Here is a 12,991-nt window from a genome sequence, read left to right on the forward strand (position 1 = left end):
CCGAACCAGCCAATGCACTCGCGCCGCAGACGGTCATGGCGGCGCGCGCTGGGTGGGGTTTCCGTCGCGGCGCTCTGTCTCTCGGGCGGCCTCTGCGCCGCTGACCGGCTTTTCCCGCCCGATATGCGGCGTGCAGAGCAGCAGGCGCTGCTCATGCAGGATATGCGGGGCGAGCTGCTCGACGGGCGCGTAAGCCGGATGGCGCATGGCGTTTTGCAACGCAGCGCGAAGCGGTCGATCCACGCTATCTCGCCTTGTTGTTGCAGGTGGAAGATCGGCGCTTCTGGATCCATCCGGGGGTCGATCCGCTCTCTCTTCTGCGTGCCGGATTTCAGCTCGCGTCCCGGGGTCATATCGTTTCGGGCGGCTCGACGCTGGCCATGCAGACCGCGCGTCTGCTCACCCCGCATCGGCACACGATGCGAGGCAAGATTGTCGACATGCTGCGCGGGCTTCAACTCGAATGGCGTTACGGTCGACAGGGGGTGCTCGATCTTTACCTCACCCTTGCGCCGGAAAGCCGCAATATCGAGGGGATCAGAGCAGCGGCTCTTCTCTGGTTCGGCCACGAACCCCTGCATCTGAGCGCCGAGGAGTCCGCGCTTCTGATCGTAATGGCGCGCCACCCTGAAAGCCTGCGTCCTGACAGGCACCCGTTCGCCGCCCGCGCGCAGGTGGCGCGGCTTCTGGCCAGGCAGCCCGCCGAAGGCTGGGTGCGTCGGGGTGCGATGCCCTATGCGCTGCATATCGGTCATCTGGTGCATGAGGCACCGGGACCATTGAACTGGCAGTGGCGGAAGGGCGTGCGCGGCGTGTTCCAGTCTTCGATAGACCGGCGTCTTCAGGTCAGTCTTGCCGGTATCCTTCGCGAAACCCTCCGCCTCCGGGGGGAACCTGGGCCGTTCTTGTGGCTCGCCGTGACGGGAGTATTGCCGCCTGGCAAGGCAATGCGGGTAATGGCTGTTCCGGTTGTGCGGGCGATATGATCACTGCGTGGCGTTCGCCCGGTTCGGCGTTGAAGCCCGCTATTTATGGCATTGCCTTCCAGCTTGGTCTTCTGGCGCCGGATACGATCATTCAGGACCGGGCCAGCCATTTCGGTGGGTACGCGCCACGCAACTATGACCGTATCTTCCATGGCACGACAACAGTGCGCACGGCGTTGCAGCGCTCCTATAATCTGCCAGCCGTAAGGGCGCTGGACATGATCGGAGCGGGCTATTTTGCAGGCACGCTCGAGGCCGCTGGTATCGGGCTGAGATTGCGCCCAATACGTCGCCGAGCCTCGCGCTTGCACTGGGCGGCGTCGGTATTACACCGCTCGATCTCGGCAGGCTCTATGTTGCTCTTGCCAATCAGGGGGTCTCGCGCCCGCTCAGTCTCGGCTGGCCGGTCGAGACGGCGCCGGGCACGCGTTTGATCGGAGCACGGGCAAGCCGACAGATCCTGTCAATTCTGGGTGGTACGCCCTTGCCTAAAGGGCGTGTCGAAACTGGCGAGGGCAGAGTGGCATTCAAGACCGGCACTTCCTACGGTCAACGCGACGCCTGGGCGGCGGGTCTGCGGGGAGATTGGGCCGTTGTGGTCTGGGGCGGACGACCGGATGGTACGGCAATACCCGGCATTACCGGTCTCGGTACGAGCGCGCCCGTGCTGATGCATGTTTTCGATATTCTACCCGAGAGTGGCGTATTGCCTGCCGACATGATGCCGGTACAGGCGACACTCTCTCCCGCTCTGCAAAAGCTCGATGAAAAACGCGGCCCCCAGATTGTGCAACCGGTCAATGGTGGCAGAGTGGAGTGCTTTGCTGAAGACGGGCGTGTGACGCCGCTTGGTCTGGTTGCGAGTGGCGGTACCGAACCCTATCGCTGGCTGATCAATGGCGTGCCGTTGGACACACCCATCGGCATCACGCCTTCATGGACGCCAGACGCCCCGGTTTTGCCCATATCGCTCTTATCGATGCGACCGGGGCCGGGAGTGCCGTCGATATACGCGTGCAGTAACTGCCTATCTCTCGTCAGCAGGGGGCGTATAGCCGCCCCCGACGGCCTGATAGAGTGTCGCGAGTTCGGCCAGACGAGCGGCCCTGATCTGAACGGTCTGCAGCTCAGCAGAAAGCGCGACACTTTCGGCGTTGGCGACGTCGAAATAATTGACGTAGCCAGTGTTAAGCTCCTTTCGCGTATCGGCGAGCGTATGCTGTTTGCTGATCAGGCTGCGTCTGAGGCTCGCCTCCTGATCCGCCAGATGGGTGGTACCAGACAGTGCATCCTGCACTTCTCGAAAGGCCTGTACGGCGGTCTTGCGATAGGACCATGCAGCCTGATTGCGCTGCGAGACGGCAATGCTCTCTTTCGCACGCAGGGCGCCGCCTTCGAAGATTGGCGCGAGTAGACTGCCGCCCAGCGCCCAGACCGTACCCGTCAGAGGCCCCGACCCACCGGCTGTGCCGACACCCGGGTTGATCACGATATCGGGCAGGAAGGCCGCCCTTGCCGATTTGAGGCTGTGATCTGCTGCGATGATCTGGTTGGCGGCAGAAACGAGATCAGGTCTGTTTGATAACAGCCGGACGGGGACCGGGGCGATGACAGGCGGCATCCGCAGGGCCTCGAGAGGAAGCCCCGCCGTCAGGGTCGCAATCTGATCGCCCGGCAGATCGCCGAGCAGTACGCCCAGCGCGTCTTCCTGCTGGGCGATTTGCAGGCGTGTCGAGGCAATTTGCGCCTCCCCATCGCTCACCAGCGCATCAGCCTGATCGAGCGAGCTGATCTTTTCATAACCCGCCTTGAGCTGGTGGCTCACGCGGGCCTGTTCCGCCTGTCTCACGGTCAGATTGCGCTGGAGAATGGCGAGTGCGCTGCGTGACGCCTGAAGAGAGACATAGGCCCGCACCGTGTCGCTGATGAGAGCAAGTCTGACCGTTTCCCGGTCGGCCTCGCTCGACAGCGTTTGCACCCGTGCCGACCGTGTCTGCTCGCGCAACTTGCCGAACAGATCGAAATCGAAAGTGAGTCCGCCACCCAGAATATACTGGCTGAAATTTTGTCCAATCAGATGACCGTTGCCAATGCCAAGCCCCTGACCGTCGACATGCGGCAGCTGGGCGCTGAGGGCGAGACGCATCTGTCCGCGTGCCTGCAACACACGCTCGGCAGCAGCGGCGAGGTCAGGGTTGTTGGCAAGCGCATGGGTGACAAGTGTCACCAGGGCAGGGTCACCGAACTGGCTCCACCATTGCGGGTCAAGCGTCGTCATGGCCTGCGCGGCATCGCCATCTCGCCATATCGGGGGCGCTGTCACGGAAGAGCCTTTGGGCATGATGAAATCGCCCGTCTGGCAGGCGCTCAAAACGAAAGGCAGGGCCGCCAGCCCCGCCATGAGAGAGGCGCGTTTACGGGCGCTCACGGCGTTGCTTCCCCAGGCTGCGCCTGATCATGGCTTCCTCCGCCAGGCGTCGCAACATAGCTCTCTACCGACATGCCCGGCGCGAGGCGCTCGGCATTGCTGATTGGGATCTATGGCGATATAGATGCCGATACGCTGGGGGATCTTGACGAAGTTGCCGGTCGCATTGTCAGGCTTCACCACAGCGAATTCGGAGCCAGTCGCAGGCGCAATGCGAAAAACGCGACCAGTGAATTTCTGGCCATTGAGGCCGTCGACCGTGAAGGACGCTGTCTGACCGACACGGATATTGCCCGTCTGGGCCTCCTTGTATTCGGCCACCACCCAGCGTTCGTTCGGAACCAGCGAGAAGAGCGCCGTGCCTGCTCCGACATAGGCACCGATATGGGTGCCTCCTGTGCGACCGATCACCCCGTCGCTCTCTGCATGGATATGGGTGCGGTTAAGATCGATCTGTGCCGAGAGCAAACCGGCTTCCGCCTGGCGCACATCAGCGCTCAGGACCTGCTCCTGAACATCGGCAGATTTTACATCGGCCTCAGCGGCACGGACATCGGCAAGCGCCTGACGGAGCGAGGCTTCGTCGGAATGCCAGCTATCGAGCCCGGCGTCGTACTCCTTGCGTGAGACGCTCTGGTCACTAACGAGAGCTGCCTGACGGCGATGATCGGCGCTGCTGCGCGTCAGATGGGCCTGTGCGGTCATGAGAGCCGCCTGACGCTGGTCGAGGCGGGCACGGGCAGAGGCTTGATTCTGTCTGTTGTTACTCAGCGCGGCCTGCTTGCTCCCCAGATCTGCCTGCGCCTGCGCCACGCGTGCCTTGTAGGTGCTCTCATCGATCTGAACCAGAAGCTGGCCCTTTTGCACTTTGGCGTAATCGGTGACGAATACCCCCTCGATATAACCGGGCACTTCGGGGGCCACGATCATCACATGGCCCTGCATATAGGCATCATCTGTGCGCACGCCCCGCTCTCCAAGAGGGGCAAGGTCGAACGCCGCCAGAATGCAGGCGATGACGATGACGGCGAGTAACGACACGATGATAACAACGAGCAGATTGCGTCTGGGAGGGTGCCAGACCGGGGCAGGTGAGGCAGGAGCCGCGCCTTCGGCACCATGCGTGTCGGCAGGAGGCGGATTGGGTGTCTGGGTCATGAGAGGTGTTTTGCCGAAAATTCGAGGAGATGTTTGCAGAGCAGCATGAGCGCGATCAATGCGACGGCACAGAGCGCAAGAATGCTTACGAAGCCAAAGACATTGAGATAGCCCATGATTGCCGACTGGTCGGAGAGGGTCGTTGAGATCGAGGAAATGCCTGATGCGCAGCAGCAAGAGACAATGAGGCCGTGTTCGCCATTTGCGATGCAAAGCCGACCATGGCGTAGTTCTGATAATAATATTGCATGCTGCCAAGAAGAGCGGCGCCTGTAGCGCTGCCAATGCTTTGAGTGATAGCGAAGACGTAGATGGTCGAAATGAAATGACTGGTATCCGACCGCAGAACGAGAATGATTCCGTAGAGCAGGGCCGGACCGACGAAGAGCGTCGTGCCGAAGCCGAGCAATGTCTGGGAGAGGTAAACGTCGCTCGGGCGTGTCAGGCCGTTGCTCCCTGAATCAAGCCATGCCGCAAGTGCTATGGCGAGAAGAGCTACAATGCATTGTATAGGAATGAGCCGCGGCGAGAGCGTGCAGCCCATGACAGTGATGCCTGAAACCATGCCCAGAATGACAAACAGGTAAAGCGTGTGATACTGGTCGTTGATCAGCCCGGCGTGAGAGAACAGGCCGATTACCCCCGAACTTTGTTCAGAAAGCAGAAGACGCTCCATGATGGCGACCATGGCGAAGCGCAGGATCGTGCCTGTACTGAGCCAGTTGACCTGAAGCAGCGGGCGCTTGCGGCAGAATTCCACACTCAGCGCCGCAGCTCCGAAAGCGACAAGCCCAACCAACAGCCAGCCGATCCAGGGCGTGTCTGTCCACCACATCGTGCGACCCAGAGCGAGAACAGAGGCGAGACAGACTGATACACCTAGCATCAGGATGGCCGAAACAGCGTCCATAGGCTCGAAAACCCGGCCGGTATTCGTCGTCGGAAGAGGCAGGAGCAGAACCAGCGCTAGCTGTAGCGCGCAAAGTCCCGTTGCGAGGCAGGCAAAGCCGAAATTGCCGGATTGGGTCAGGGTTTCAACTGGAATGAGCGCAGCTATGGGATTGGCGAGCTGCAGACTGGCGATCGCGATGGCAATGGCCGCGACACGATGCGATTTGGGCAGGGCCTGAATGAGATAGTACACGCCTGCTGCCACATTGGTGGACACCATCAAGCCGTTGCTGACACGGTTAATCATCAGCGTGGTAAAATTGGGGAGGAAAATAAGCAGTAGCCCGGTCGCGATGTTTGCGCCGAGCAAGGTGGTGAGAAAAAACATGATCCCGTACTGCTGACGCCCCTTGATCACCACGAGATTGGCGAAAGCGGCTGCAGCGATGAACCTGCGACCAGCCAGGTAGCCTCGGCCGTGCTGAGCCCGGCTTCACCTGCTGCGGTGCCCAGATTGCCTGAGAAGAGAGAGTTCTGCGTCGAGGCGGTAATGGGCATGAAGATACCCATTAGGGCATAGAGACCCCGTCGCCACATGGGGTGATGAGCAATGTAAGGAGCGCCGAGGAGCGGTGGTCGCTCCATGCCAGCAGTTGAACTAACAGTGGTCAGAAGACTGTACCGAAATCATCAGGCCCTCTTGCAGTATTGCCAGAAAGCCTATGCTTCGATGCCGGAGTGATTCTGACATGAACTCTGTCGAAGAAAGAAATATTTACAAGTATGTAATGCATGGCTTCTGCGCAGTATGGCAGAGAGCCCCGGAAACAGGGTGTGACAAATGAGTGATGAGCCTCGCGTGCCGTCCGTTACGCAGTAACGGGTAGTGCACCGTATCGTAAGGTCGTGGCCCCTGCATCAAAATGGGCGAGGGCGCCATGGCGTTCGGTAAAGGCTTCCTGCTCGAGGCGCTCGCAGTAATCGAGATAGCGTATCATGGCGCGTTCGGCCCGCGGCGTCGCCCCATGCACTCTCTTGTAATGCCGCCAGAGGATGAGGGCATTTACCGACCAGGCATCGTAGACATGTTCGGCCAGACGATGGCGGATCGAGGCAGGCAGGGCGTCGAAGGCGGCCCAGGGGTCGCCCTCATAGCGGCGCCAGAGTGCCTTGCGGCAGGTGCCGTCATTGGTTGCGGCTGCGGGGGTGTTTCGCGACGAAAGATACATCATATAGTTATGTTATAACATAACTATATCGACGTCTATCACTGGTCTGCGCAACAGGCTAGCCTGTCGCCGAACGGTGACGCCCGGAGGTGCAGGATGAGCGCAGCAGAACAGGACAGGCTATTTGATCAGGTCGGATCGGGCTTCATGCCGTTTCACGACGCCGAAGCTGCGCTCGACCGTATCGAGGCACTTTACGAAGAAGGAGTAAAACGTCTGCGCGATGCCTTTGCGTCCCGTCAGCCTGCTGAATCGTTTTATCCCTATCTCGCTTTTCCGCTTCAGCGCGGGTCGATCCCTCATGACGTCAAGCCCCGCTTCGGGGTGCTGCTGGAGCCCGGTTTTTATGGGACGACGCTCACTCGTCCCTCTCTGTTTCGCAGCTACTGGCGCGCACAGATCGAAAACCTGATCGAGTGTTATCGACAGCCGGTGCATGTGGGTCTGTCCAGGCGACCCATGCCTCTGCCCTATGTGATGGAAGACGCCGTAACCGGGCTGACCGAGGCTGATCTCAAATTGTTGCAGGATAATTATGCCCTGCCTGATCTGCACGCGACGGATGACACTATTGCCAATTGCGAGATCATACCCGATCCCGCCGCACCCCGGCACTGGCTCTGTTTACAGCCGAGCGCACCGATTATTCGCTTGCGAGACTTCACCATTACACCGGTACGGCGCCGCGTCACTTTCAGCGCTTCATTCTGCTGACCAATTATCAGCGTTACGTCGACGGGTTTCGCGATTTTGCGCGCACACAGATCGACGCCGGGGGCGAATACCACGCCTTTGTCGAGCCGGGTGATGGCGTTTATACGCGGGCAGGGCAGGAGGGGCAGCCTGCCGACTCATTGCCGCAAATGCCTGCCTATCACCTGTGTCGCGAAGATGGTGACGGCATCACGCTGATCAATATCGGTGTCGGGCCTCCAATGCCAAAACCATTACCGATCATCTGGCTGTACTGCGCCCACATTGCTGCTGATGGTCGGCCATTGCGCGGGTCTGCGTCGCACGCAATTGCTTGGCGATACGTGCTGGCCCATGGCTATGTGCGCGACGATCATGTTCTGGATGACGATCTGCGACCTGGGTTCCGTGCCGCCTATCGCCGAAGTGCAGGTGGCCTTGCAGGAGGCCATGCAGCGCGTCACGGGTCTTGAAGACCGTGATATCAAGACCCGCTTGCGTACCGGCACCGTGCTGACGACCGACAACCGCAACTGGGAACTGCGTCTTCGGGCGCTTTTCACCCAGATCAACATGAGCCGCTCGATCGCTGTCGATATGGAGTCGGCGACCATCGCAGCGAATGGCTTTCGCTTCCGCGTGCCCTACGGCACGCTGCTATGTGTCTCCGACAAGCCGCTTCACGGTGAACTCAAATTGCGGGGCATGGCGAATGCCTTTTATCGCGAGCGCGTCAGCCAGCATCTGATGGTCGGTATCGAGACTATGCGTCTGCTGCGTGAGCGCGGTGTCGATAGTCTGCATTCACGCAAACTGCGCGGCTTTGACGAGCCTGCTTTCCGCTGAACCAACACAGCCCCTTACCAGAGAGGGGCGCTGCTCTCCTGCTGCCGGGGGTGAAATATCCCGGCGCAAGAGAGTCTTTGCCCAATAAGAAGACAAGGACATTGTTTTATGGCTCAAGCCGACAGCGCCTCACTGCCTCGCTGGGATCTCTCGGATCTTTATGTTGGGCTGACCGATCCGGCCATCGAGCGGGATCTCGCTTCCTGCGATGAGGCGGCGCGTCTTTTTGCTGAGCGCTGGAAAGGCAAGCTGGCCACGGCGACGGGCGCAGCACTCGCAGAAGCGATTGCCGAATATGAGCGCATCGATCAGCGCATGGGGCGTCTTGGGGCTTTCGCCCAACTCAGCTTCGCCGCCCATACGAGCGACCCCGAGACCGGGCGCTTTTCGCAGGGTATGACCGAGCATCTGACAGCTATTTCGTCGCATATGCTGTTTTTCACGCTCGAGCTGAACCGCATTGAGGAAGACGATCTGGCGCAGCGTCTGACCACGCCTGAGTTGGCCCGTTGGGCGCCGTTCCTACGCGATTTGCGCGTGTGGCGCCCCTATCAGCTTTCCGATGAGCTCGAGCAGGTGCTGGTCGAGAAGTCGGTTACAGGACGCGCCTCTTGGAACCGTCTGTTTGACGAGACCATGGCTTCGCTGACCGTTACTCTTGACGGTGAGACCCGCCCAGTGGGAGCTGCGCTCAACCAGCTTTCCAGCCCCGATCGCGAAAAGCGCCGTCTGGCCGCAGTGGAAGTGAGCAGCGCGCTCGGCGCCAATCAGCGTCTTCTCGTGCTAATCACGAATACGCTCGCCAAGGATAAGGCGATTGAGGACGGGCTGCGTGGTTTCGCTCGTCCGTCTTCCAGCCGCAACCGCGCGAATATGGTCGAGGATGAGGTTGTCGAGGCGCTGGTCTCAGCAGTCGATGCCGATTATGCGCGTCTCGCCCATCGTTATTACAGCCTCAAGGCCGGTTGGCTTGGTCTCGACAAGTTGCAGCATTGGGACCGCAATGCGCCGCTTCCTGGCGATGAGGATCGGCTGATCCCGTGGGAAGACGCGAAATCGATCGTGCGAGACGCCTATACGCGCTTTGACCCGCGCCTTGGCGCTTTGGTCAGTCAGTTCATGGATAATGACTGGATCGATGTGGCACCGGTGCCGGGCAAATCCTCAGGTGCGTTCGCGCATCCGGTAACACCCGATACCCATCCTTATGTTCTGCTCAATTATCATGGCCGCAGCCGTGATGTCATGACGCTGGCGCATGAGCTGGGTCATGGCGCCCATCAGCTTCTGGCAGCGCGCCAGGGCTATCTTCAGTCTTCCACGCCGCTGACCCTTGCAGAGACGGCTTCCGTCTTCGGGGAGATGCTGACATTCCAAGCTTTGCTCGATGCTGAGACCGATCCGGCTCGCCGCCGCCGCATGCTGGCCGGCAAGGTGGAAGATATGCTCAACACGGTGGTGCGCCAGATTGCGTTCTACCAGTTTGAGGTCAAGCTGCATGACGAGCGGCGCAAGGGTGAGCTGTCCCCCGAGCGCTTGGGTGAAATCTGGCGTGAAGTGCAGACGCGCAGCCTCGGCCCGGCGTTCGAGTTCAGCCCTGACTACGATACCTACTGGTCGTATGTGCCGCATTTCGTGCACTCGCCGTTTTATGTCTATGCCTATGCTTTCGGCGATTGTCTGGTGAACGCCCTTTATGGCGTCTATCAGGGCGAGACGAACGGGCAGGGTGGAACAGCTGCGTTTCAGGATCGTTATGTGGCGATGTTGGAAGCAGGCGGCACCAAACGCCATGCCGAGCTTCTGGCGCCTTTCGGGCTGGATGCCACCGATCCGGGCTTCTGGCGCAAGGGACTGGATGTGATTTCAGGCTTCATCGATGAGCTCGAAGCTCAGGAAAAACAGGACAAGAGCGCATAAGCGATGAGTAACCCCAAAGATCTGGACCAGACGGGAATTTTTGGCGAGTTCAAGCGCATGGCGCGGGCGTCGAGCACGGTTGGCGGCATCGCGACACGCGTGATTGGGAACAAGCTCGGCTTGAAGTCCAATCAGGCGATCCATGCCAATGATCTGCGCGCAGCGCTCGGCGGGCTGAAAGGCCCGCTCATGAAGGGCGCTCAGATTCTCTCGACCATTCCCGGCGCCCTGCCAGAGGAATATGCGAACCAGCTTGCCGAGTTGCAGGCTAATGCGCCGCCCATGGCGTGGAGCTTTGTGCGTCGTCGCATGATGACCGAGCTTGGCCCGAACTGGGAGCGGCAGTTTCGCTCGTTTTCCCATCAGGCAGTCGCAGCGGCGAGCTCGGGCAGGTGCATCGTGCCGTCACCGCTGACGGTCAGGAAGTGGCCTGCAAGCTGCAATATCCAGATATGAACGCGGCTGTCGAATCCGATCTGCGCCAGTTCCGTGTCGTGGTGGGGCTGGTTCAGCAATTTCTACCCGCCATCAAGCAGGACGAGGTCGTGCGCGAGCTTGAGGAGCGCCTGCGCGAAGAACTGGATTATGTGCGCGAAGCGTCGCATATGCGGCTCTACCGCAACATGCTCCAGCATATTCCCGAGGTAACAGTGCCCTTGCCCGTCGAGGGGTTCTCGACCAGACGCCTTTTGACCATGGAATGGGTGTCGGGGCGTGGCATTCAGAAAATTCTCGACACCAATCCGAGTCAGGAAGAGCGGAACGCCATCGCGACGGCTCTTTTCAAGGCATGGTATACACCGGTCTATCGCTACGGCATCATCCATGGCGACCCGCATATGGGCAATTTCACCATCCGTCCGGATTGGGGCCTGAACCTGCTTGATTTCGGCGCCATTCGCATTTTCCCGCCGCATTTCATCAAAGGCATCATCGACCTTTTCAATGCGCTCAAAAATGACGACGAAGAGATGGCGTTTGCCGCCTATGAGGCGTGGGGCTTCAAGGGGATTTCACGCGATACGGCATCGGTTCTGAATGAATGGGCGCGGTTCATCTATGGCCCGCTCATGGATGACCGGGAGCGTTTTATTCAGGAAAGCGACGACCCCAATTTCGGGCGGGACATCGCTGAGAAAGTTTATGAGGGGCTCAAGCGCACTGGCGGCGTGAGGCCCTCACGGGAGTTCGTGCTGGTGGATCGCTCAGCGATCGGTCTTGGCAGCGTCTTTCTGCGGCTGAAGGCCAAGCTCAACTGGCATCGCCTGTTTCAGGAACTTATTGCCGATTTCGACGAGGTCGCCCTCGCCGAGCGCCAAAGCGCAGCCTTGGCTGCAGCCCGGGTTCCCCCTCCACTGAACGGTCTGTAGTTCTTTTCAACATGAGGTAACGGCACTCCTCTTTGCAGGGTACCGTTACCTCCTTTGTAACGGGCACGCCCTGTCTCAGGTGTTGAAAACGAGAAGAACACTGAGGCACGCGACTGTGAAAGCTGCCCCCTTGTGCTGTCAGGCTCTTGACCGAACGGACATAAGCAGAGGCTTCGCCGGGCGCAGGGTGATTTCCATTTTCCCGGGCGGGGTAATACGAAGCTCAGGCGTCAGGGTGAGGGCTTTCAGGATCATGGCAAGTACCGTGAGGGCTTCTGTCTCTGCAAAGCGGGCGCCGATGCAAATTCGCGGGCCGGCACCGAAAGGCATATAGGCGTAGCGATCATCCTGAGGGCGAGACTCGCTTGGACGCGTAACGAAGCGCGAAGGATCGAAAATTTCCGGGGCTTCCCACAAGGCGCGATGCCGGTGCAGGGCGTAGATTGGCACGATAAGGCGTGTGCCTTTTTCCAGCCTTACCTCTTCGAGCGAAAATGCCTCAGTCACTTCGCGCACGATGATTGGGGCCGGTGGCGTCAGGCGCATCGACTCACGCAGTACATCTCGCGTGAGAACAAGGCTGTCGAGTTGCTCCAGCGTCGGCGCGTCGTCTGGCAGAGTAGCGTCGATTTCGCGCTGAACCTCGCGCAGGATCTCCGGATGTCTGCCTAGCCTGTCGAAGGTCCATGCCAGTGCAAGAGCCGTCGTTTCATGTCCGGCTGTCAAAAAGGTCAGGAGATTATCCACGATCTCGCTGTCATGCATGACGCGGCCCGTTTCCGGGTCTTTCGCTGCAAGTAGCCGTGCCAGAAGATCGTCTGGCACTTTCTCGGGAGCGGTGCCAAGGAGCGCCCTGCGTGCGGCAATCTGAACCATCGCCTCGTCACGAAGAGCTCGTGCTGCGGCGAGACCACGCGTCTTGCCAGGGTGAGGGAGCCATTCCGGTGTTCCCAGCAGATCGCCCAAAATGCTCCAGCGCGTCTGTTGCAGAAAGACGCCAAGATTGCGTGCCATGGAGTCGGCATCGACTGCATCCGGTGCAGAGAGCATGGTCTCGACGATGATGCGGCCAGTGAGGCGCATCATGATGTCATCAATAGCCACGATGCCGCCCTCTGTCGTGAGGGCCTTTACGCAGCGGCGTGTCGCTCTGGTCATGGCGGGTAAAAAAAGTGCCGATACCGCTGGCACGAAAGACAGGGGCCAGCGCCTGTCTCTGCCAGCGCCAATGCGCGCCTTCGGCGGTGAGCAGGCCGTCGCCGAGGCCGGGACCAATGGCCCGACGCAGACCTTCGCCCTTGTCGAGACGATCGCTGTTCGTCACCAGCGCCTCGCGCACGAGATCCGGTGCACAGACATAGACGATATGCTGACGCGCCAGGCGGCGCTCGACCAGACGATCGTGAAATGCTGCCTCGGGCAGAGCCTCGACCGGGTTACGCATTGTGGCGCGCATCATCTGAAACTGCG

At 60.1% G+C, this 12,991-nt stretch carries 11 protein-coding genes and 2 pseudogenes; 5 read left to right on the forward strand and 8 right to left on the reverse strand.

Features of this window, described 5'->3' with window-relative positions; genetic code table 11:
- Window positions 1-33 precede the first annotated feature (33 nt).
- The gene (locus JCM25414_RS07745; RefSeq protein WP_025841262.1) at window positions 34-243 is read right to left on the reverse strand and encodes a hypothetical protein; all 210 of its coding nucleotides are present in this window, start codon (window positions 241-243) and stop codon (window positions 34-36) included.
- Window positions 244-254: 11 nt separating this feature from the next.
- Between JCM25414_RS07745 and JCM25414_RS21605 the strand changes: the two genes are divergently transcribed.
- Both JCM25414_RS21605 and JCM25414_RS21610 read left to right on the forward strand, forming a co-directional pair.
- Complete coding sequence (locus tag JCM25414_RS21605; RefSeq protein ID WP_081775837.1) at window positions 255-986, forward strand: transglycosylase domain-containing protein; 732 nt, start codon at window positions 255-257, stop codon at window positions 984-986.
- On the forward strand, window positions 908-1,420 hold the full coding sequence (locus JCM25414_RS21610) for a penicillin-binding transpeptidase domain-containing protein (RefSeq protein ID WP_159101726.1): 513 nt from the start codon (window positions 908-910) through the stop codon (window positions 1,418-1,420). The genes JCM25414_RS21605 and JCM25414_RS21610 overlap by 79 nt, the downstream gene beginning before the upstream one ends.
- Before the next feature lie 593 nt (window positions 1,421-2,013).
- Here the strand turns inward: JCM25414_RS21610 and JCM25414_RS07765 are convergent.
- The 5 genes from JCM25414_RS07765 to JCM25414_RS07790 form a co-directional block, all read right to left on the reverse strand.
- Window positions 2,014-3,414, reverse strand: coding sequence for an efflux transporter outer membrane subunit (locus JCM25414_RS07765; RefSeq protein WP_025841265.1), 1,401 nt, complete (start codon window positions 3,412-3,414; stop codon window positions 2,014-2,016).
- A gap of 27 nt (window positions 3,415-3,441) precedes the next feature.
- The gene (locus JCM25414_RS18290) at window positions 3,442-4,572 is read right to left on the reverse strand and encodes an HlyD family secretion protein (RefSeq protein WP_051535755.1); all 1,131 of its coding nucleotides are present in this window, start codon (window positions 4,570-4,572) and stop codon (window positions 3,442-3,444) included.
- A gap of 85 nt (window positions 4,573-4,657) precedes the next feature.
- Entirely contained in the window at window positions 4,658-5,851 is a 1,194-nt protein-coding gene (locus tag JCM25414_RS18295; protein ID WP_148300993.1) for an MFS transporter, read from the reverse strand.
- Window positions 5,852-5,877: 26 nt separating this feature from the next.
- Window positions 5,878-6,060 carry a hypothetical protein gene (locus JCM25414_RS22950; RefSeq protein ID WP_148300994.1) on the reverse strand — a complete coding sequence of 61 codons (183 nt, stop codon included), beginning with the start codon at window positions 6,058-6,060 and terminating at the stop codon, window positions 5,878-5,880.
- Window positions 6,061-6,332: 272 nt separating this feature from the next.
- A complete protein-coding gene (locus tag JCM25414_RS07790; RefSeq protein WP_051535756.1) occupies window positions 6,333-6,695 on the reverse strand; it encodes a DUF6525 family protein in 363 nt (120 codons plus the stop codon).
- A 93-nt stretch (window positions 6,696-6,788) separates the two neighbouring features.
- On the opposite strand from JCM25414_RS07790, the pseudogene JCM25414_RS18300 reads away from it, so the two are divergent.
- From JCM25414_RS18300 to JCM25414_RS18305, 3 genes and pseudogenes are all read left to right on the forward strand, one after another.
- A pseudogene (locus JCM25414_RS18300) lies at window positions 6,789-8,231 on the forward strand (AMP nucleosidase).
- A gap of 108 nt (window positions 8,232-8,339) precedes the next feature.
- Window positions 8,340-10,151, forward strand: coding sequence for a M3 family oligoendopeptidase (locus JCM25414_RS07800; protein WP_025841268.1), 1,812 nt, complete (start codon window positions 8,340-8,342; stop codon window positions 10,149-10,151).
- A 3-nt stretch (window positions 10,152-10,154) separates the two neighbouring features.
- Window positions 10,155-11,521, forward strand: a pseudogene (locus JCM25414_RS18305) (ABC1 kinase family protein).
- Window positions 11,522-11,659: 138 nt separating this feature from the next.
- Here JCM25414_RS18305 and JCM25414_RS18310 read toward each other — a convergent pair.
- Window positions 11,660-12,625 (reverse strand): cytochrome P450, encoded by a 966-nt coding sequence (locus JCM25414_RS18310; RefSeq protein ID WP_051535757.1) that lies wholly within the window; start codon window positions 12,623-12,625, stop codon window positions 11,660-11,662.
- The coding region (locus JCM25414_RS25900) for a cytochrome P450 (protein WP_148300995.1) at window positions 12,615-12,991 on the reverse strand (377 nt) is incomplete at its 5' end. The genes JCM25414_RS18310 and JCM25414_RS25900, both read right to left, overlap by 11 nt.

The organism is Asaia platycodi JCM 25414 (genome assembly GCF_000614545.1).
GTDB lineage: Bacteria > Pseudomonadota > Alphaproteobacteria > Acetobacterales > Acetobacteraceae > Asaia > Asaia platycodi.

Bases quoted from the DNA above. Each gene is read 5' to 3' on its own strand.
- JCM25414_RS18290 (WP_051535755.1), bottom strand. From the start codon at position 4,572: ATGACCCAGACACCCAATCCGCCTCCTGCCGACACGCATGGTGCCGAA.
- JCM25414_RS18295 (WP_148300993.1), bottom strand. From the start codon at position 5,851: ATGTTTTTTCTCACCACCTTGCTCGGCGCAAACATCGCGACCGGGCTA.
- JCM25414_RS22950 (WP_148300994.1), bottom strand. From the start codon at position 6,060: ATGTGGCGACGGGGTCTCTATGCCCTAATGGGTATCTTCATGCCCATT.
- JCM25414_RS07790 (WP_051535756.1), bottom strand. From the start codon at position 6,695: ATGATGTATCTTTCGTCGCGAAACACCCCCGCAGCCGCAACCAATGAC.
- JCM25414_RS07800 (WP_025841268.1), top strand. From the start codon at position 8,340: ATGGCTCAAGCCGACAGCGCCTCACTGCCTCGCTGGGATCTCTCGGAT.